The organism is Leptolyngbya sp. FACHB-8 (genome assembly GCF_014695575.1).
In the GTDB taxonomy this organism is placed as follows: Bacteria; Cyanobacteriota; Cyanobacteriia; order Elainellales; family Elainellaceae; genus Vacuolonema.
In genome coordinates this window covers 76,426-97,094 of sequence record NZ_JACJOO010000072.1, presented here as the reverse complement: position 1 = coordinate 97,094, position 20,669 = coordinate 76,426, and the positions used below count along the sequence as shown (strand labels likewise).

Here is a 20,669-nt window from a genome sequence, read left to right as displayed (position 1 = left end):
TATGAAAGCCATTGTACTCTAAAAATATGAAAGGATTATGAAATAAGGTAACAACTATGCGAGTGCGGACTTACCCATCGTGGCTTAGACAAGCCTTACTGATTGGTCTGGGGACGATCGCCTTCTCCCTGGGAGGCTGTGATCAGTCCTCCCCTTCGGCGGGAGACAATTCAGATGATCGGCCGGATGTTGTCGCCACCAGCACCATGATTGCCGATTGGACTGCTCGTATCGGAGGGGATGAGATTGAGCTGACCGGCCTTTTGCAACCGGGAGCCGATCCCCACGTTTACGAGCCCGTACCTGCAGATAGCATTGCCTTTGAAAAAGCAGACTTAATCCTTTACAACGGCTACAATCTCGAACCTGGTCTTATCAAGATGATGAATGCAGCGGGCGTGAATGCCCGTAAGGTAGCTGTTGGGGAAGTGGTACAGCCCCTTGACCTAAATTATGAAGGACGCACAGTACCAGATCCCCATGTCTGGGGAGATGTTCAGAACGTTATCAAAATGGTGAAATCAATTCGTGATGAGTTGATTCAACTCTCCCCGCAGGATGAGGCAGAATTCACCACTAACGCCGAGGCCTTTATTGCAGAGCTGGAAAAACTTGACCAGTGGGTGAACGTGCAGATTTCCACAGTTCCCTCTGAACACCGACAGCTGATTACCACTCACGATGCCTTTCAGTACTATGCCAATGCCTATGGCTTGAAGGTGACAGGCACGCTAATTGGTATTAGTACTGAGGAGCAGCCCAGTGCTCAGACAGTGCAAAAATTAGCAGAGTCCATTCGCTCTCAAGGGGTTCCTGCTATCTTTGCCGAGACCACCATTAATCCTCGCCTCATCACAACTGTGGCAGAAGAAGCAGGTGTGAAACTCGCTGATACCCATCTCTATTCCGATTCCATTGGGGCACCCGGCAGCGCGGGCGACACCTATGTGGGCATGGTCGTCTCAAATACGCAAGCCATTGTGGAAAATCTGGGGGGACAATACACCGACTTTCAAGCCGATAATTAATGTGTGGGAACTTTTACCCGCCATACAACAAAGTGATGGCGGAAGCCAAGGAAGAAACTATGTCCGAGCCAGCAAAATCCTTTAAGGTAGGCGATCGCGTCCGCATCGCTATGCTACCTCCTTATGTCAAAACCGCTGACCCCATGCCTATGTTGCGGCCTCCCAACGTCATTACTCTAGGGGAAGAAGGAGTTATCCTAGACCGCCGCCCTGGAGGTTACTGGGGAATTCGCTTTAACCGAGGCGTATTCTTGATGGATGAACAATATTTAGATCTGGCATAGAAGCACACAGTATCATCAGCAAGCCCGGTTTTGCTGCTTTCTCAGCGTGGCACTCGATTCCGATCGTCTTCTAGACCATCCATTAAGTAGACCTCCTGTATGAATCGTTTTTTGGAGCGTGAATCGTTGCGCGGCGGAGTCGCGCAACGATTCACACAGGAGGTCTAGTGTAGAGGAAGGGACACATTATGGCCTTTCCTCCACAGCTGTTGATAGGTGTGAGATACGCAGCACTGAAGGTTCAGAACTGTCTTAACCCGCTCAACATACTTGCCATTTTTCTCAAACGCTTGAGAAAAATGGCGAAAGTATTACCCGATGGTGTACGGCTATTTCTTGACAGTAATTCTCAGCTTTGAAGCCCGAAAATAGCCCGTCTTCGGCGGGCTATTTTCGGGTTGGATTCCAAAATGAGAATTGCTGATTTCTTGAAGAATTGAGCCGTAAAAAAGCCATCTATGATCCAGATGGCCATTGACTGCAATCTATGGAGAGTAAAGGATGCTTTTACGTCCGTCTATCGCCTCATGCAGAGGTGCCAGAAAAAGCTTTGCGACTGAATTCTTCCTGGCTAGAAAAGATATCGAACACGCGATCCATACTGGTCAGCTCAAATAAAATTCGAATTTGTTCGTTAATAGAACAAACGTAGAGTTTTCCACCCCGAGCACGTAGGGATTTAAACGCTCCAACTAATGCACCCAACCCTGAGCTGTCCATAAAACTCACCTGTTCGAAATCGACTAGCACCGTGGATGCGCCTGACTGCATAGCATCATCAATTTGGCTTCTGAGCTGAGCAGTCTGGGTAGCATCGAGGACACCGACTGGCTTCACGATCGTAAAAGAGGAACTCATGTCTGGTACACCGTGCTTCACAACTTTACAGGGGTAGCTCCCAAGGAACTGGGACGCACATTGAACAACCATGTACGACTGTTCAATCAAATATTAAACTGACATAGGCTAAACCGTATCACCATGGGACAAAACACCTAATTTTCTTTTTAAAGAAGGGGAAAATCTAATTCAAAACTTTGCAATTTTCCTGAGAAATCAGCTGGCAAAGTTTTGCAGGCTTTAGACCATGTCATTTAAATGACCAGGCATACTCCGTAGAATTCCGCAGATGATATTACCCAATTCCACTGATTTCGATCCTCGACTCATTGCACAGCTGCAATTTATCCTGGAACTCGATCGCCTCAAACAAATCTTGCGACAAACGTCCCTGACAGATAACTCGCGTCGAGAGAATAGTGCTGAGCACTCCTGGCACTTGGCAGTGATGGCGATCGCCCTCTCAGAGTATGCCCATAAACCCATCAATACTAACCATGCTGTTCAACTTTTGCTGTTGCATGATGTGGTCGAAATTGATGCTGGCGATACTTTCTGCTTTGACGAGCAGAGCAACCAGAGTAAGGTAGAACGTGAATTACAAGCAGCTCAACGAATTTTTGGTTTGCTGCCTACCGATCTGGCTGTCACTTTTCGGGCCTTGTGGGATGAGTTTGAGGCCGGTGAAACCCCAGAAGCCCAATTTGCCCGAGCGATGGACTGTTTCCAACCATTTCTTCATAACCTCCAGACCCAGGGTGGTACCTGGCGCAAGTACGGAGTATCACGTGAGCGGGTCTTACAACGTCTGCAAGCGGTAAAAATCGGAGCCCCTGCTCTATGGGGTTTTGTAGAAACACAGATTGCAGAAGCGATCGCCGCTGGTTACCTGACAGATTCTGTTCAATCTGCATAACAGACCCAGCTTTGCAATACCAATTTTGTTTGATTTCTCACAAACTCAGCTTTGTGTATGAGCATTTTGCCGGACCGTGTTTTGGTCGGGCAAAATGCTCATCTCATAAAGCTCATATTTTGAATGATTTTTCCAAACGTACTTGATGACTATTTTGGTTTCTTCAGCCATTCATGACATTGGATACACACATTAACTTTCTAATGTGCAATTAGGGAACCGACCCAGACTATTTGCTTCTACAATTGCGTTTCGGCAAGTCAACAAACTTTCACCCGTTTCTTTTGCGATCGCTCTCAGGTTAATGGTGGGCGAGCTGGACTGAGACGCCTTTAAGTAGTGTTCATAGGCGACATCCAGAACTCGGCTATTTAGCATTAACGGTCTTACAGCGGCCTCCAACGTATGAAACATTAACCCATCCCCCAGATAGTCTCAAGCTCGTGTATTAAAGCAGTCTATGGGAAGTCTTCCGTTTTGCCCTCTATCTCCAGACCGTCTATCAAAAGATAGGATGCCTCTAACAAATTGCACACTTCTAAAAGTGTATTTTGCGAGCATATATGATTCATCTTCGTGGTTCATGATTATGTTTCTTGATGGCTATGTAACGTGCAGCCATCAGAAATGCGCCCCCAACTAAGGACTGTGAATTTCATAAAACCCTGTTTTCTTCTGTAGAAGATCCTAAGTTAATTCCAGCATTCATTAATAGATGTTGTGCTTGATGCTCAGTACCAGCACAATACTAAAGAGAATGATGAAAAGGTTCTGAAAGGGTTGATTCATGGGAGCCTCACCCTAGAGGGACAACGTTCCAACCCGCTCTGAATGCACTTTGGTAAGGATTTTTACAGGACCTCGTATCAGCTTATGGTTGAAGCGGATGTAGATATTGTGGTTATTGGTAGCGGAATTGGAGGGCTTTGCTGTAGTGCGTTATTAGCGCAGTACGGCTTTGAAGTAGTCGTTTGCGAAAGTCATAGCATCCCCGGTGGTGCAGCCCATGGCTTCGAGCGACAGGGCTTTCGGTTTGATTCTGGTCCATCCCTGTATTCTGGCTTGTCCTATCCATCCGCCAATCCTCTCAGACAGGTTCTCGATGCGCTCGATGAAACAGTTCCTTGTTTAACCTATGACACCTGGGGGTGCCTCTTACCTGAAGGCCGCTTTGATACATCTGTGGGGGCAGAGCAATTCTGTGAAGTGCTGCATGCCCTGCGAGGAGAAGCTGCGGTACAAGAATGGCGGCAACTTCAACGGTTTATGGAGCCCCTCAAAGACGCAGCGATCGCCCTTCCCACTGCCGCCTTCCGCTTAGACTGGAGAGCTCCACAAATTCTCCACCGTTACATTCCAACTCTGCTTTCCCACTTGCCTAACGTGGCTCGGATCACAGGGGCTTTTGGTCCGTTAATGGACAAAGTTGTTCAGGACCCCTTTATCCGCAACTGGTTAGATATGCTGTGTTTTCTGCTCTCAGGTTTGCCCGCTCATAGCACCAGTGCCGCTGAAGTCGCTTTTATGTTTGCGGACTGGTACCGTCCTGAGGTGCAGTTGGATTATCCCGTTGGTGGGAGTGCAGGATTAGTAGCAGCCCTGGTGCGTGGGCTGGAGAAACATGGGGGCCAGCTACGGTTGAATGCCCATGTGGAGCAGGTGGTCCTGAAAGAGGGGCGGGCGATCGCCGTTCAGCTTCGAAATGGCCAGCGAATTCATGCGCGTCGTGCCATTATCTCCAATGCATCTGTATGGGATACCCTCAAGCTACTACCAGCAGATCAGCTACCGCAGCGGTTTCTCAAACAGCGACAGGCCATTCCTCCCTGTGCCAGCTTCATGCACTTGCATCTAGGCATTGACGCGACAGGGCTTCCGGCGGATTTGCCCTGCCATTTTATTTGGGTAGGCGATTGGGCACAGGGTATTGATGCGCCGCAAAACGTTGTGCTGATATCTATTCCCTCTGTTCTTGATCCGTCTCTGGCTCCCCCAGGTAAACACGTCATTCATGCCTACACACCGGGCAATGAGCCCTTCGAACTCTGGGAAGGATTGGATCGGCACAGCGATGCGTACATGCAGCAGAAAGAAGCTCGGTCAGCGGTTATGTGGCAAGCCTTAGAACAAGTCATTCCGGGAGTGCGATCGCGCTGTGACGTGACACTAACAGGCACCCCCTTAACCCATGCTCGTTATCTTCGCCGTCATCGAGGCTCCTATGGCCCTGCGATTCCTGCTGGCAGGGGAATGTTTCCTGGCGCTCGCACTCCGATTCCAGGGCTTTGGTGTTGCGGAGACTCTACCTTCCCCGGCATTGGGTTGCCTGCTGTAGCAGCCAGCAGCTTTATCACCGCAAATACTCTAGCCTCACCCCAGCAACATCAATTATTGCTAGAAAAATTGGCTAGCCCATGTGGGTGATGTGCCTTGCGAGATAGACTGCTATGCTCCTTTTCTAAAATCCTTCATGACAGTCTGGTGTGGATGGAACCAATGGTTCTACTTCCTTTTACTAGAATTTCTTAACCTCCAGGGGAATGAATCGACATTGGTTTATCGTTCTTAAGAAACACCACTGCTTGAAGCATCCGATCTGGCCCTTTCCCTCGCTGACTACCCCAATCCCATGCTTAGTCTTCGGTTCATTCGCCGTCATTCATCAATCGGTGTAGCCTTAGCCCTCTCCTTGATGGTGAGTTCCTGTCGGGGAGGTGGCCCAGCCATGGGCCAAGGGCAACCTCCTACCCCGGTACAACTGGAACAAGTTTCTGCCGACACGGTCCAGGAGTTTTCAGAATTTGTGGGGGCATTAGAGGCCCAGGAAAAGGTTGCCCTCCGCCCAGAAGTAAGCGCTCGAGTTGTTGAGGTTTTTGTCACTCCAGGGCAGCGAGTTGAGGCCGGGACCGTCATAGCACAACTGCGTGCTGACCAAACCCGTGCCCAAGCCAGCGGTGCCGCCGCTGATGTGGCCGCTTCATCTGCTGCGGTCACCACGAACCAGGCCCGTGTCCGTGCAGCGGATGCAGAACGTGCTCGGGCAGCAGCGGATGTGGAATTGCAGAACCGAGAATACGAGCGTACCCGCACCCTCACAGCGGAAGGGGCTCTATCTCAACAAGAACTTGACCGTGCAGCCAATGAACGGACAACAGCCCTAGCCTCGCTGCGGGTTGCGGAAGAAAATTTAGGGGCAGCTCAAGCCGCGCTGGCTGAAACTCAAGCCCAACTCGGTCGGGCTCGGGCTGACCAGGAAGTTGCCCAGGAGGATGTGAGCGATCGCCGCCTCACCGCCCCTATTGGTGGCATTGTGGGCGACATTCCCTTTAAAGTAGGCGACCTGGTTAGTTCGAGTGACACCTTCACGAACATCATCCAAAACAGCACTTTGGATTTAAATCTATCGGTTCCCATCGAACGAGCTCCTGAGTTGCGGGTAGGGCTACCTGTGGAGTTGTTGGATGCGAGCGGAAAGTCTGTTTCCCGCGGACAGATTAGCTTTATCTCTCCCGAGGTGAATTCTGGACAGCAGTCAGTACTGGCAAAAGCCAGCTTCCGCAACGATGGTTCCTTAAAAGATGGACAATTTGTACGGACGCGACTGATCTGGAGCAGCAAGCCTGGGGTTCTCATCCCAACGATAGCCGTTACGCGAATTGCAGGACAGACCTTTGTGTTCGTTGCCGAGAAAGGAGAAGGGACAACTGAAGACGGGAAACCTCAACAAGTTGCCCGTCAACGGCAGGTGAACCTGGGTGAGATTCAGGGTAATTCTTATCAGGTGATTTCCGGGGTGAAATCTGGGGAACAGGTGGTCGTTTCTGGGGTGCTTAACCTGCAAGACGGTGCACCCATCATGCTGGAACAGGCTATGGGGCAACCCTAGAGCCTGAAGATGGTTTGAATTGTTTTTTCTGCACAAGGTGCATGAGAAATAACCCTTCTCAGGGCTTTTCAACCAGGGGCTGGAGGTCAAGACAGACAACGAGATAGTGCAGTTCGCTCAGCGTTCAGTGCTGAGCGATCGCCCTCCCGTGTGCAAGTAGTTTTCTGGGGTAGGCTACACCATGTTTTCGAGGTTTTTCATTGAACGTCCGGTCTTTGCGACGGTCTGTTCGCTCATTATCGTCGTTGCGGGTATTCTGGCAATTCCCACTCTGCCTATTGCCCAGTTTCCTGACATCAGCCCCACGCAGGTGGTGGTGACCTCCAACTATGCCGGAGCTGACGCCGAAACCGTTGAGAGCGCCGTTACCAACCTGGTTGAGCAGGAGGTCAACGGGGTACAGGGGATGCGCTACATCAGCTCCAGCAGTGGGAGTGATGGTACCAGCCAGGTGACAGTAACCTTTGAGGCAGGGCAAGACCCCGATTTGGCAGCGGTCAACGTACAAAACCGGGTGTCTCGGGTAGAACCGCGTTTGCCGGGGTTGGTGACCCAGACGGGGGTGACGGTATCACAGCAGTCCAGTAACTTTTTGATGGCGATCGCCATTTACTCTGAGAATGGCGAGTATGACAGCCTATTCATGAGTAACTACGCCGACCTTTATATGGTGAACTCGCTGCGGCGCATTACCGGGGTTGGCTCTATTGAAATTTTTGGAGAACGGAAATTTGCCATGCGGGTCTGGCTTGACCCCAACCGTTTGGCAAGCCGAGGATTGACGGTACAGGACGTATCGGGTGCCATTCGCGAACAGAATATTCAGGTCGGGGCAGGTCAGTTAGGCCAACAACCCGCCAATCCGGATCAGGAATACCAGCTTAGCCTGCGGGCCGACAGCCGCCTCCAGAGCGTGGAGGAGTTTGAAAACCTTGTCGTATCTAATGCTGGAGGGACGTTAACTCGACTCAGGGATGTCGGCCGGGTGGAGCTAGGTGCTGAAAACTATGGCACGTTCCTCGCCTATAACAACCAGGAAGCTGTGGGTTTGGGAATTACCCAGCGTTCGGGAACCAATGCGCTAGAAACAGCTGAAGCCGTGAGAGCAGAACTCGAGCGTCTGAAGGAGTCTTTCCCCCCTGGGTTAAACTATGCAGTCGCCTTCGACTCCACAACCTTTGTGGAGCGATCGCTGGAAGACGTAATTAGAACCCTGGTTGAATCGGTCGTCCTGGTGGTACTGGTGTTGTACCTGTTCCTGCAAGATTGGCGTTCCATCGTGGTGCCAGGAGCGGCCATTCCCGTATCCTTGTTTGGCACGTTTATCTTCACCAAGCTATTTGATTTCTCGATCAATACCCTGACCCTGTTTGGTCTGACCCTGGCCACTGGGGTTGTGGTGGATGATGCCATTGTGGTGGTGGAGGCGATCGCCGCCAAAGTGCAAGACCGGGGCATGCATCCTTTCCGGGCCGCTGTCGAAGCGATGCAAGAGCTTTCCGGGGCGGTAGTGGCAACATCTCTGGCTCTGATTGCGGTGTTCGTGCCTGTGGCACTGTTTCCCGGAACCACAGGGGCAATTTACCAACAGTTTGCGTTGACAATTGCCTTTTCCATCGTCATTTCAACCTTCAATGCGCTAACCCTTTCCCCCGCCCTTGCGGCCCTGCTTTTACGGCAGCGGGAAGGGGGGCACCATGGCCTCCTGGGGCGATTTTTTGACTGGTTTAATGCCGGGTTTGACGCCGTACGCAACCGCTACCGCCGCTCTCTATCGCTGCTGACCCAGTTGAAATATGTTGTGCTGGCCTGTTTCGTTGCGGCCCTGGCACTGACTGCATGGGTCTACCGTATCGTTCCCTCCTCCTTCCTACCCGAGGAGGATCAGGGTTACTTTATTACGTTGGTACAGGCTCCAGAAGGAGTTTCCCTCACCCATACGAAGAAGATTCTGGATGAGGCATCAGAAATCATTCTGGAACAGCCAGAAATCCTATCCAACTTCGCTATTACAGGATTTAGTTTTGCCGGGGTCGCTCCCAACCAGGGCATTATGTTCTCTCTATTGAAGCCATGGGAAGAACGAACCGCTAAAGACAGCGGTGTGGCCTCTATTATCCAACGGGTGCAAATGCGATTCTTTGGCATGTCAGAGGCCCGGATCTTTTCACTCAACCCCCCGTCTATTCAGGGTTTGGGGAACTTTGGGGGATTCCAAATGGAGGTGCAGGACCGCCGGGGTGTTTTATCCCTGGGTGAACTGCTGGGCAATACGTTCCAGATGATTGGAGCGGCGAACCAGAACCCCAACCTGCAAGCCGTGTTCACCACTTTCACGGCAAACACACCGCAGATGTTGGTAGATGTGAACCGCGATCGCGCTAAAGCCCTAAATATCGACATTCAAGACATTTACGATACCCTCCAGAGCTTTTTGGGTTCGGAATATGTCAACGACTTCAACCTGGAACGGCGAACCTATCGGGTCTATGTCCAGGCAGATGAACCGTTCCGCTCTGAACCCAATGACCTGCAACAGCTTTATGTGCGATCGGGGTCTGGAGAAATGGTGCCTCTAGCCAATTTGGTAACCCTGACTCCGGCTACCACTGCCCAGACCATCACCCATTACAACCTCTTCCGTTCAATCTCTGTGCAGGGTAACGCCGCCCCGGGTCGCAGTTCAGGAGAGGCTATTGGTGCCATAGAAGGGATTGCCAAACAGGTTCTTCCTGCCAGCATGGGCTATGACTGGACAGGTACAGCTCTCGAGGAAATTGAGTCGGGTGGTCAGGCTCCTATATTTTTCGGTCTAGGACTCCTGATGGTATTTCTGGTGCTGGCCGCCCAGTACGAAAGCTACATCGACCCCATCATTATTTTGATTACGGTACCACTGGCGATATTAGGTGCTTTGGGGGCTCAGTCTCTGCGGGGGCTATCCAACGATGTCTACTGTCAGATTGGTCTGGTCATGCTAATTGGTCTGGTCAGTAAAAACTCCATTCTGATTGTGGAATACGCCAATCAGTTGCGGGAGAAGGGGCTGACCATCACCCAGGCAGCTATTGAAGCAGCCCAAGACCGCCTCCGGCCCATTCTGATGACCTCCCTAACCGGTATTGTCGGCTTCTTCCCCCTGGTGATTGCGTCCGGTGCCGGCGCTGCCAGTCGTCAATCCCTTGGAACAGCGCTGTTTGGCGGTTACATTATTGGAACAGTGCTGAGCCTGTTTATCACTCCGATGATCTACATTTTGATCAAGCAAGGTACTGATCGCTTTTTCCCAAAAAAGCCAGATTCAAATGAAGCTTCCCTTGGAGATAGCGGAGTTATCAGTACAGAGCGTGTTCTGTAGCGATCGCCAACTTTTCTAAAACGACGAACACTTTTAGGGCAGGTAAGATACCTGCCCTTTCGTTTTACAGCGCTTTGCGCTTGAATCAGCCACAGGTGTTTTTGTGAGAGCCGCGCCCCGCGCGGCTCTCACAAAAACACCCAGATTTTAAGCGCTAAAAAGCGCCGTAACAAGCAAGATTCTTCCAGCCATAAACCTGAAGTTCAGCGGGGAACAAATCGTGCTAAAAGTAGGACAAAACTCCCAGAGGCGATCGCCCGGACGAACCCAATCGCCTTCTGAAGGTATCTCTTATCTCCACACAATGAGTTTTGAGGGTGGCTATGGTTGCGTGGTATGCCAGGGTAATGCAGCGATGGATTGGGGCAGCAGGGCTAACAGCCGGATTGTGGTCGTTGATGGGCCAGGCGGCGATCGCCCATCCCGGCCATGGAGAACCCTCCCTGCTACACCTGCTGGAGCATGAGACCCAAAATCCCACCTGGATCTTCACGGGCTTAGGACTCGCAATGGTTTTGGGGGCTGGCCATGCGCTCACCCCCGGTCATGGTAAGACGATGGCCGCAGCCTACCTTGTCGGTTCTCGCAGTACCCCCTGGCAGGCGGTCGTGCTGGGGTTGACGACGACGGTCACCCATACGCTGGCAGTGTTTGTGTTAGGGGCGATCGCCCTCGTTGCGGCTCAGTTTGGTTTGTCTGAACAAATTTATCCCATTCTCAGTCTCGCCAGTGGGGTGATGGTGCTGGTAGTCGGTAGCAGCTTACTTCACCAGCGTTTAAATGCCCTTGAAGCGGGAGCCGAGCATGAACACGCTCACGCTCATAGCCATGGGCATGACCACTCCCATAACCACGAGCATCACCACAACCATCACGACCATGCCCATGGGCACCACCATGATGGCCACTCACATAGCCATTCCCACGAAAGCCAACCCAATCTCGTCGCTTTAGGGATTGCGGGAGGGTTGGTGCCCTGTCCGTCGGCGCTCGTGTTGCTGTTGTCAGCGATCGCCTTACATCAGACTGCCTATGGCATGGCTCTGGTCACGGCCTTTAGCCTGGGACTTACCGGAGTACTGGTCGCAGTGGGAATTAGCGTGGTCTACTCGCGGCGGTGGTTTGATCAGCTTCCTGTAAATTCTTCAATTCTGCGTTATCTGCCTATCGCTAGTGCCGTTATGATTATGGCGATTGGTGCGATATTGACGGCCCAGGCGATCGCCTGAATCGCTTGCTTCGTGACCAGCATTCATTCCAGATACCTGACGTTGCTCACCTCTCTAAATCTTACGCGTATGAAAAGACTCTTCGTTCTGCTCTCTCTACTGGTTGCACTGTTTGGCTTCCCCAGCCAGGCTATGGCCCATGCCGCCTGGACAGACTACCAGATGCTTGTGGATCAGTTTGAACTTACATCTGTGTACAGTACCGGCGAGCCCTACAGCAATGCTCCCGTACGAATCTACGCTCCAAATAATACTGAGCAGCCCTGGCTAGAAGGAAACACCGATGAAAGTGGCAATTTTGCTTTCACACCTGACACCTCCCTCCCCGGAAACTGGCGCATCCGTATTGGCGAGCCTGGCACCGATCATGGCGATATCTTGACTGTTCCGGTGACAGCCCAGGGCGTCCAGATCGACGAAATCAGTCAAAATAGCTTCGACAAACCTCACTGGTGGGCCCAACAAACCTCTGTTGCGCTGGGAGCCTTTGGTAGTGGTCTGGGTTCAGTACTCTTGCTCCGTCGCCGTCGCTGGTTCTTCTAAACCACTAAGATGGACTAAAAAAAGGCCCAAGAGGGCCTTTTTTTATAGTCCATCTCATTCCTAAAGAAGCAGGGTTAGCTGCTTTCGACAAACTGGTTCAGAATAATAACTCCCAATACAATCAGAGCAATCCCGAACATGCTTCCGGGAGCCAGTCGTTCTCGAAATAGAAATACTCCAATTAGCGCGGTTCCCAAAGTACCAACCCCTGACCAAATCGCGTAAGCAATACTCAGAGGAATTTGGCGCAGGCTCAGGGACATGAAGTAAAAAGCCATTCCATAACCCCCCAAAATAACACCCGTAAAAATAGGGCGGGTAAAACCCTGAGATGCTTTTAAGGCCGATGAAGCCACAACCTCACTGGCGATCGCCAAAAACAAATGCACAATAGCAGGCATAGGCTCCTTGTATAGCTTTACTCAATCATCTTGCACCAAAACCCAAAATCCCTTTTTGTCACGGCTTTACGATGACAAAAAGGGATTCTGGGTTTTGGCTCACAATGCAAGCTAACGTTAGAAGTGAAGCACAATAACTCGACTGGTGATAGATTGGCCGCATGATTATCGTGAATTTGGACGAAATTGACCAATATCGGTCGCAGTTTACCGATAACTCAACCGCTCTGCGGGCACTGGACGTACTTGAAGACTGCGAGGGCAATCTAGAGGACGCAGCTATCAATTTAGCCCTCAAAGTAGGGCAAGAACCAACTGAGTCGGAAGGTTGGCTGGATGGGTTTGCCAAGCGTTGGCGCGTGCAACTATGCCAGGCCCATCTGCGGCCCCATATCCTTACTGGGAATTTGAAAGATGCTGTGCCTGTTCTGGTTGAGATTACAAACCTTCCAGTACCGCTGGCGATCGCCCTTCTCATTTATGCCCAGAAGACAGGCCTGGATGACTTCTGCCAACCGTTAACCGAAAAACTCTAGATCCCAAAATTAGGTTCTACAAGAAACGGATTGCTACAAGTAACTACAGCCATTTCTGAAGAGAATGGGTGCAAGCACCGGTTCTTTTCAGAAATGGCTATAAAACTAGGATGATTCTCAAGCCAATTCGCGATGAGGAGCATCAACCATGAAAGGCAAGCATGTACTGCTGACTGGGGGAACGGGTGGTCTGGGACTGGGTGTCACGCCAGCAGTGCTGCTACAAGGAGCAGACTCTGTCACGATTCCTTACCGCAGCCCTCAGGAAGTGGAACGGATGAAGGGGCGGCTCTCCCCAGGAGATATAGCACGCATTCGTTTTGTATCAACGGATCTGACGCATGAAGAATCGGTGCGATCGCTCATTGATGGCATGGAGCGAGTCGATGTGATGATTCACCTGGTGGGCGGTTTCTCTATGGGTAAAACTCATGAATACCCGCTGGAGCAATGGCAGAAGGATTTTAAGCTGAATTTGGAAACCACCTTCCTCGTGTGTAAACACAGCTTGCGGCGCATGTTGGAACACGATTATGGCCGCATCGTAACGATAGGTTCGCGTGGAGCCGTGCAGCCAAGCGGCCAGCTCGCTGCCTACTGTGCCTCGAAAGCAGGGGTCGTAGCGCTGACGCAGGCGATCGCCGATGAGACCAAGGGCACCAACATCACGGCCAACGTAGTGCTCCCGAGCATTATCGACACTCCAACCAACCGCACTGCCATGGGAGCTGCTAACACGGCCCAATGGGTATCAGCAGAATCCTTAGCTGAAGTGATTTGTTTTTTAGCGTCTGATGCGGCTAAAGATATCCGAGGGGCAGCCGTACCGGTTTATGGCAGCGTTTAATTTCACACAGGACTTACGCATTGTTGTTGTGGGTGGGGCGCGGAGCACCCCACCCACAACAACAATGCGTAAGCCCTGTTACATAAACTTCGGGAAGCTTTTCTGAAAAGCTGTCCCCAGTATCGATAAAAGACCTTTATTGAGAAAGCCACAGCGACGCTGTGGCTTTCTCAATAAAGGTCCTAACGAAGATTTAGTCTTGAATGTATTCTTGACCGCTCAGCAAGGCCATTTCGGCCCGCACGAATTCACGCCCCAGATAGGCCGCATGGTCAAGGTAACTGAGAGGGCAAGGCTTTGTTTTCTCAAAAATTTCGACACAAAGTTCTTTCGCCGTACGCCCTGTGAAGACCGTTGTATGGGTGCGAGTAACGGGGCCTTTGCAAGGAATAGGTTTACCCGTTTCTGGATCAAGCGCTACTCCCCGATCGTCAATGACGTTGGTGAAATGCTTGGCACAAATGAGCCCGGCGTCCCGATCCAGGTAAATCAAAAAATAGCCCTCAGGATCCAACTCAATAAAGCGGTTAGAAAGGGCGTTATCAATCTCAGTTAAGGAAGACACCAGGGTCGAGTTCATAACAGGGGTAGAGTCACGGATGCTTGTAGACCAATTTCTAATTGTAGCGGGGTTGTGGAAATAAGGCAGAAGGCAGAGGGCAGGGGGCAGAAGGGAAGATAAGGCCGCAGTAGCGAGGGAGCAGGGACAGTTTTGAAGAATAAGGGGCAGAGTGAAAGAAAGTTAACCACTGTGGCTTCTAGCCCTCCGCCTTCTGCCTTCTGCCTTCCCTCCTACGGATTCAAATAATACGCCCGTGTACCTTTTGCCTGAATAGCATCGCCAAGTCGATTCAAGGCATGGATATAGGCAGCGGTACGCATAGACACATGAAGCTCTTGAACGATCGCCCAAATATGATCCGTCTCCCGATCCATCGCCACTTTGAGCTTCTGGTTAACTTCTTCCAGAGACCAGTACATCCCACTGCGATTTTGGACCCACTCGAAGTAGCTCACCGTCACCCCACCTGCATTCACCAAAATGTCGGGGAAGACCTGGATACCGTTCTGCTCCAGAATGGCGTCAGCATCGGAAGTGATGGGGCCATTCGCCACCTCAAAAATGTAAGGGGCTTTGATGCGATCAGCATTCTGGGCAGTAATTTGATTTTCCAGAGCCGCAGGTATTAAGACATCTACATCCAGTTCCAGCAACTCCTCGTTGGTGATGTCATCGTGACCATTCATCAGATTACAAACCGTTCCTTCACAGTAGACGGCCTGAAGTTTTCGGGTAGAGTCCTTAAACTGGCGAACGCTGGGAATATCCAAACCGCTGGGGGCATAGATAGCACCGCGGGAATCGCTCACAGCCACTACCTTGTACCCGGCTCGGTGCAACAGTTCTGCAATGGTTGCCCCGGCATTGCCAAAGCCTTGAACTGCAACAGTGGTGTTTTCCGGAGCCTGGTCTAGGCGTCCCAGGATGCGTTGCATTACAAAGAATGCTCCCATGGCTGTTGCCGTTTCACGCCCCAGGCTACCGCCCATGCCAATGGGCTTGCCTGTGACAACTCCCGGCACAATTCGCCGCTGGATGATGCTGTACTGATCCATCATCCAACCCATAATCATGGCGTTGGTGTAGACATCGGGGGCAGGGATGTCAATGTCGGGGCCAATAAAGTCGGCGATCGCATCCACATACCCCCGCGATAACCGCTCCAACTCAAACTTCGAAAGCTCCTTCGGATTCAGCTGAATTCCGCCCTTCGCTCCCCCAAAGGGTAGGCTCAAAGCAGCGCACTTGAACGTCATCCAAAAAGCTAAAGACTGGACTTCGTCTAAATTCACACCGGGGTGGAAGCGCACCCCTCCCTTCGTGGGCCCCCGGCTATCGTCATAGCGCACTCGATAGCCCTGGAAAACCCTCAGAGAACCATCATCCATCCGCACTGGAATAGAAACGGTGAGGCTGGACTTAGGGTAATGCAGACGGATGGCTACATCTTCATCGATCATGACGTAGCGCAGCGCTTTCTCCAACCGCTGGTTGGCATCCGACAGCAATGACTGCGACATAATTTTCACTCTCCTTAGTGGATTAGGATGAGGCGATGGCGAAGCGAGGGCCTCATCCTGATAATCCTAGAATTCCCTAAAAGTATAGCCAGGTATCACGGGGATCAGCTTGGTGCGCGGGACAGAGCTTAAAGTGGCGTAAGGGAATAAAGGGGAGAAGGTGGAAAAATATGGGGTTTTGTCCTCCTGCCTTCTCCCCTCTGTCTCCTGCCTTCTCTAAGGTTTTGGTCTAGGATAGAGAAGATAGTTGGATCCTCCCTAACTCGCCTACGAGAGCAAATTTCTCATGTCCTCTCAAACGCCTGAAACACCCGAACTGAAAATTCGTCCATTTGTACGGCGCGACCTGGATGCTATTGAAGGGATGCTGGCGTCCGATTCCCAGGCTCAGTCGTTAGAATGGCGACACTTGCGCCGCTGGTACGGGTTATTGAAAGGGCTGAGTTTGTTTCCGAATCCCTTCCAGCATGTCTTTTCAAACTATGTAGCTGAGCAGGGCGATCGCCTTCGGGGTGTCATTCAGGTTTCCCCCTTCAACAAAACCCGTAGCACCTGGCGCATCGATCGCTTACTCCTGGATAGCATTACAGGTGAGGCCGGCACATCTCTCCCAACCGATGTAGGCTCCCAGCTCATTCGCTATTGTCTGCAATCCATTTGGGAAGCGCGGATGTGGTTGATGGAAGTGGACGTGAATGACGAGATGCTATTGGGGCTATCTCGGCAAAACGGATTTCAGCCGCTGGCCCATCTAACCTATTGGGCGATGGCTCCCGAACTTCTCCAATCTTTGGCTCAGGAAGAACCTGATCTGCCAAATCTACTGCCTGTCAGCAACGCGGATGCAGGGTTACTCCATCAGCTTGATACCTTCTCCATGCCGCCCACGTTGCGCCAGGTCTTTGACCGTCACATTGTGGATTTCCGTCGCAATCTGCTGACAACAGTAGCCGGTGGCCTGCGGCACTGGTCAGATCACACAGAAGTGGTACGGGGCTATGTATTTCAACCCCAGCGGAAAGCAGCGATCGGCTACTTCCATCTCAATCTGTGTAAGGACGGCTCCCAGCCCCATAGTGCAGAATTAACCGTTCATCCTGAATACACCTGGCTTTACGCCGAGTTATTGCGCCAGATGGCCCGTGCCATTCAGGCCTACCCAGCACAATCCCTGCGGTTAACCTCTGCAGACTACCAGACCGAGCGGGAAGAGTACCTCGACAAGCTGGGCGCAGCCCCAACCGAGCGCACCTTGTTGTTATCTCGGTCGGTGTGGCACAAGGTACGGGAGGCTCGTCCGCTGGAGGCCTTGCAGATTGCAGATATGCTACAGAGCCTGCAACCGTCCCGTACTCCCATTCCTAGCCGTTTTTCCCTGCTGGATTCTTGGCAGTGGCAGAAGCTATCCGCCAAAGCCAACGGTTTAGCGAGCGGTACCTCCAGTTTGGAGCAAAGCGGCCTGCCTCGGGGTAAGACTTCTCGTCCCGCCCCTGAAGATCCACTCCATCCGTCGGGAGCCTGAGGGGTCGGTTATAGTCATGGGCCGTAGCTCTCGAATTTCTGCCCTCGGCTTAGATGTGGGGCGCAAGCGGATTGGGATAGCCGGGTGTGATGGCACTGGGCTGATTGCTACTGGGTTAACAACAATTCAACGCACCAGCTTTGTTGAGGATCTGGCAAAAATTGGTGCGATCGCCCAGGAACGTCAGGCCGAAATTCTAGTCATTGGCCTGCCTTACACCATGCAGGGAGAACTGGGTGCCCAGGCCCGTCAAGTACAAAAGTTTGCCGATCGCCTTTCCAAAGCCCTCAACATGCCCATCACTTATATGGATGAGCGTCTGAGCTCCCATGAAGCTGAGCAAATGCTGGTACAGGAGGGGCGATCGCTCCAATACGACAAGGGGTTGATTGATCGCAAGGCTGCCGCCCTAATCTTGCAGCGATGGTTGGATGAGCGTCGCGAGAAACTATCTCAAAAGCCTTCTGCTATCAATTCTGAATCCCCGCTTAACCCACGTCCGGCGGCTGAACCCATAAGTTAGCCGGAACAGTGTTCTTGGCTAACCGGGATCTACCCCAGGCTTGCACCAGCGCAGCAGAAACATTACTCTGCTGCGCCTGGTTCTAGAAAAGCGCAAGATTATAGAGGATCACCGTTTACCTAAGCAATAGCGTGCGAAGTACTCGCTCGCTGGAGCAAATAGTTGTCGGTATCAGATGGCTTTACCGCTAAGGGTACAGGTCATGCGGTAAAGTTTTTCGTAGGTTATCTTCCTATAGGTGCTGAAATTTTAGGCTGAAGGAAAGTAGCATAGCCTCTGGTTATCATTTGACCGCTACAATGGGGCGATCGCACTAAAAATGGCGATCGTAGCAAAAACTCAAGACTCGCTAGGATTAGACGGAATGACAAAAGCAGGGAAAGGAAGCGATTTTTCAGAAATGGGTGATATGGAGGACGATCAACTCTCAACCATTGAGCTATTTGACGAAGCCGGGCGATCGCTCATGTGCTACGTCGAGCACACGTTGGAAGTTGATGATGCCGAGTACTTATTGCTGCTACCCGTCGATTCTCCAATCGAAATCTTCGCATGGGTTTCCGAAGATGACGATGAAGAAGTGGAAACCATGGTCGATCTGGCAGATGAAGACATTGATACTGTCTTCGATACCGCTAAGGCTGTTTTAGCTGAGCAAGATTTGATACTGAAGCGTACAGCCTTCACCCTTAGCGCCTCCGGAGATCTGCCGGATGTGGAGGAAGAGGATATTATTACTCTGGACGTGGGCGAAGACGAAGCCAGCCTCGATGCAGAGCAATCTGAGCAGTTTCAGCGGTTGGCCTACTTCTACCACGAAGAGCAAGAATACGAAGTGTGTACCCCCCTGGATCCCCTGTTGTTTTTTGCCCGTCGCGATTCCAATGGCGAAGCCAAGTTGCTCTCTCCAGAAGAGTTCCAGGCGGTGCGATCGCAGCTTGAGGCCCAATTGTTTGACGCGCTGGAGTAAAGTCCGAGTTAGTTTTCCTCTATCGGATTAACCCCCCTACCAAAACCATGAAGCAATTCTCAAAGTGGTTGTTTTACCTGGCGCTTTTGCCCGTGGTGATTGGCGTATCTGGTTGGCAAGGATGGCGCTGGTGGAGTTGGGCTAATGCCCCGGTTGAAGCCAGTGCCGCTACTGAAGCCAACAAGGACACAATTCAGGTAGACATCCCCCCTGGAGCAACGGCTGAGGAAATCGGCCAAAGTTTGGAAGAACTAGGGCTGATTCGGTCAGATCGGGCCTGGGAACTGTGGACACGCTGGCAGTCCCTGCAAGACAAAGCGGGTAGCTACCAGGCAGGCACTTATGCGTTATCACCCACAGTACCCATGACAGCGATTGCTGATCAGATCTGGCAAGGGCAGGTGATGCAACTTAGCTACACCATTCCTGAAGGCTGGTCTATTCAGCAAATGGGCAACTACTTTGAGGAACAGGGCTTTTTTAAGGCCGAGGAATTCGTGCAGGCCAGTAAGAAGGTGCCGCGCGATCGCTTCCCCTGGCTTCCTGAGAATTTGCCCCATTTAGAAGGGTTTCTGTTCCCCGACACCTATGTGTTTGAGGGCACATTAACGGCGGAAAAGGCGATTGACCAGATGCTCACCCAGTTTCAGCAGGTCGCACTACCCGTCTACGAGGCTCAGAAGAATAAGAGCCCCTATACTTTACTGGAATGGGTAACCCTGGCCAGTATTGTCGAGAAGGAGGCAGTCGTAGATGCTGAACGCCCTACCATTGCGGGGGTTTTCGCCCGAAGACTACAGGAGGGCATGCCGTTGGGGGCTGATCCTACGGTGGAATATGGCTTAGGCATTCGGCAAACCGTCGAGAAACCTCTGACCTACGCTCAGGTCGCTACCCCCTCTCCTTACAATACCTACGTCAACGCAGGGCTTCCGCCAACACCGATCGCGGCACCCGGGCTGGCCAGCCTTGAGGTTTCTCTGAAGCCGGAAAACACAGATTATCTCTACTTCATGGCCCGCTACGATGGAACTCACATTTTTAGCCGCACCCTCGCTGAGCATGAGGCGGCTAAAGATGCAGTAGATGCCACTCTGGCAGAGCAAACGCCAAATAGAGACACGACCACCAACTAATTGCCAACCTTAATTCTTCTATTGTGATCGCGTATGTCCTGGGGCAAACTTCTACAACCTGACCTAGTGCTGGGAGGACCAATTATTGGCCTGACGGCTGACCAACTTACCCAGAACAACGTGCGGGGCATGGTGTTGGATGTGGATGAAACCCTGGTTCCCATGAGCCTGGATGCGGCCTCGGAGGAACTCAAAGCTTGGTTTGAGCAAATTCGTCCGGTGGTATCTCTGTGGCTGGTGAGCAACAACATCAGCCGCACCCGCATCAGCCGTATTGCCGAAGAGTTGAATGTTCCCTTTTTGTCCGGTGCCCGCAAACCTTCCCGCCGGAAAGTTCGCCAGGCTGTCGACTCGATGAACATTCCAGTGGAACAGGTAGCCATGGTGGGCGATCGCCTCTTCACCGATGTTCTGGTCGGCAACCGCCTGGGGATGTTCACCATTCTGGTGGAACCCATGGTTGACCCTGCTCAAGCGGCCCGTAAATCTATGACCCGTAGTATGGAAGTCTGGATTTCTCAAAAACTGGGAGCCTCTCTGGCAGAATCCCCTTAACCGTCCTGGGGAT

20 protein-coding genes are annotated in these 20,669 nt (G+C 51.8%); 15 read left to right on the top strand and 5 right to left on the bottom strand.

The features are described from left to right. The first annotated feature begins 56 nt into the window (after positions 1-56). Together H6F91_RS19985 and sipA are read left to right on the top strand one after the other, a co-directional pair. Complete coding sequence (locus tag H6F91_RS19985) at positions 57-1,028, top strand: zinc ABC transporter substrate-binding protein (RefSeq protein WP_190774621.1); 972 nt, start codon at positions 57-59, stop codon at positions 1,026-1,028. A gap of 59 nt (positions 1,029-1,087) precedes the next feature. Further along, positions 1,088-1,312 (top strand): regulatory protein SipA, encoded by a 225-nt coding sequence (gene sipA / locus H6F91_RS19980; protein WP_190774620.1) that lies wholly within the window; start codon positions 1,088-1,090, stop codon positions 1,310-1,312. 525 nt (positions 1,313-1,837) lie between these two features. Here the strand turns inward: sipA and H6F91_RS19975 are convergent. Then, positions 1,838-2,170: an STAS domain-containing protein gene (locus tag H6F91_RS19975; RefSeq protein WP_190774619.1), complete on the bottom strand. Its 333-nt coding sequence runs from the start codon at positions 2,168-2,170 to the stop codon at positions 1,838-1,840. Positions 2,171-2,441: 271 nt separating this feature from the next. Between H6F91_RS19975 and H6F91_RS19970 the strand changes: the two genes are divergently transcribed. After that, positions 2,442-3,068 (top strand): HD domain-containing protein, encoded by a 627-nt coding sequence (locus H6F91_RS19970; RefSeq protein ID WP_190774618.1) that lies wholly within the window; start codon positions 2,442-2,444, stop codon positions 3,066-3,068. A gap of 192 nt (positions 3,069-3,260) precedes the next feature. Here H6F91_RS19970 and H6F91_RS19965 read toward each other — a convergent pair whose 3' ends face one another. After that, positions 3,261-3,482: a hypothetical protein gene (locus tag H6F91_RS19965; protein ID WP_190774617.1), complete on the bottom strand. Its 222-nt coding sequence runs from the start codon at positions 3,480-3,482 to the stop codon at positions 3,261-3,263. 459 nt (positions 3,483-3,941) lie between these two features. On the opposite strand from H6F91_RS19965, the gene H6F91_RS19960 reads away from it, so the two are divergent. The 5 genes from H6F91_RS19960 (at position 3,942) to H6F91_RS19940 (ending at position 12,084) form a co-directional block, all read left to right on the top strand. Then, complete coding sequence (locus H6F91_RS19960; RefSeq protein ID WP_190774616.1) at positions 3,942-5,492, top strand: NAD(P)/FAD-dependent oxidoreductase; 1,551 nt, start codon at positions 3,942-3,944, stop codon at positions 5,490-5,492. A 205-nt stretch (positions 5,493-5,697) separates the two neighbouring features. Beyond that, positions 5,698-6,954, top strand: a complete 1,257-nt coding sequence (locus tag H6F91_RS19955) for an efflux RND transporter periplasmic adaptor subunit (protein ID WP_190774615.1) — start codon at positions 5,698-5,700, stop codon at positions 6,952-6,954. A 181-nt stretch (positions 6,955-7,135) separates the two neighbouring features. Next, the gene (locus H6F91_RS19950) at positions 7,136-10,312 is read left to right on the top strand and encodes an efflux RND transporter permease subunit (protein ID WP_190774614.1); all 3,177 of its coding nucleotides are present in this window, start codon (positions 7,136-7,138) and stop codon (positions 10,310-10,312) included. 323 nt (positions 10,313-10,635) lie between these two features. Continuing rightward, on the top strand, positions 10,636-11,541 hold the full coding sequence (locus tag H6F91_RS19945; RefSeq protein ID WP_199307940.1) for a sulfite exporter TauE/SafE family protein: 906 nt from the start codon (positions 10,636-10,638) through the stop codon (positions 11,539-11,541). Between the two features lie 69 nt (positions 11,542-11,610). Next, entirely contained in the window at positions 11,611-12,084 is a 474-nt protein-coding gene (locus H6F91_RS19940) for a carboxypeptidase regulatory-like domain-containing protein (RefSeq protein ID WP_190774613.1), read from the top strand. 74 nt (positions 12,085-12,158) lie between these two features. On the opposite strand, the gene H6F91_RS19935 is transcribed toward H6F91_RS19940, so the two are convergent. Continuing rightward, complete coding sequence (locus H6F91_RS19935; protein WP_190774612.1) at positions 12,159-12,485, bottom strand: multidrug efflux SMR transporter; 327 nt, start codon at positions 12,483-12,485, stop codon at positions 12,159-12,161. 161 nt (positions 12,486-12,646) lie between these two features. On the opposite strand from H6F91_RS19935, the gene H6F91_RS19930 reads away from it, so the two are divergent. Further along, entirely contained in the window at positions 12,647-13,021 is a 375-nt protein-coding gene (locus tag H6F91_RS19930) for a hypothetical protein (RefSeq protein ID WP_199307939.1), read from the top strand. Positions 13,022-13,169: 148 nt separating this feature from the next. Continuing rightward, a complete protein-coding gene (fabG, locus tag H6F91_RS19925) occupies positions 13,170-13,868 on the top strand; it encodes a 3-oxoacyl-ACP reductase FabG (protein WP_190774611.1) in 699 nt (232 codons plus the stop codon). Positions 13,869-14,061: 193 nt separating this feature from the next. On the opposite strand, the gene H6F91_RS19920 is transcribed toward fabG, so the two are convergent. Together H6F91_RS19920 and H6F91_RS19915 are read right to left on the bottom strand one after the other, a co-directional pair. After that, complete coding sequence (locus H6F91_RS19920) at positions 14,062-14,448, bottom strand: DUF4346 domain-containing protein (protein WP_190774610.1); 387 nt, start codon at positions 14,446-14,448, stop codon at positions 14,062-14,064. Positions 14,449-14,660: 212 nt separating this feature from the next. Next, a complete protein-coding gene (locus H6F91_RS19915) occupies positions 14,661-15,950 on the bottom strand; it encodes a Glu/Leu/Phe/Val dehydrogenase (protein WP_190774609.1) in 1,290 nt (429 codons plus the stop codon). Between the two features lie 286 nt (positions 15,951-16,236). On the opposite strand from H6F91_RS19915, the gene H6F91_RS19910 reads away from it, so the two are divergent. The 5 genes from H6F91_RS19910 to H6F91_RS19890 all read left to right on the top strand — a co-directional run bounded on the left by H6F91_RS19910 (position 16,237) and on the right by H6F91_RS19890 (position 20,656). Then, positions 16,237-17,472, top strand: coding sequence for a GNAT family N-acetyltransferase (locus tag H6F91_RS19910; RefSeq protein WP_190774608.1), 1,236 nt, complete (start codon positions 16,237-16,239; stop codon positions 17,470-17,472). A 16-nt stretch (positions 17,473-17,488) separates the two neighbouring features. Then, positions 17,489-17,995, top strand: coding sequence for a Holliday junction resolvase RuvX (gene ruvX / locus H6F91_RS19905; protein WP_190774607.1), 507 nt, complete (start codon positions 17,489-17,491; stop codon positions 17,993-17,995). Between the two features lie 319 nt (positions 17,996-18,314). After that, on the top strand, positions 18,315-18,965 hold the full coding sequence (locus H6F91_RS19900; protein WP_242035886.1) for a DUF3727 domain-containing protein: 651 nt from the start codon (positions 18,315-18,317) through the stop codon (positions 18,963-18,965). 47 nt (positions 18,966-19,012) lie between these two features. Further along, positions 19,013-20,101 (top strand): endolytic transglycosylase MltG, encoded by a 1,089-nt coding sequence (mltG, locus tag H6F91_RS19895; RefSeq protein ID WP_190774605.1) that lies wholly within the window; start codon positions 19,013-19,015, stop codon positions 20,099-20,101. Positions 20,102-20,134: 33 nt separating this feature from the next. After that, positions 20,135-20,656: a YqeG family HAD IIIA-type phosphatase gene (locus tag H6F91_RS19890; RefSeq protein ID WP_190774604.1), complete on the top strand. Its 522-nt coding sequence runs from the start codon at positions 20,135-20,137 to the stop codon at positions 20,654-20,656. The last annotated feature ends 13 nt before the right edge of the window (positions 20,657-20,669 follow it).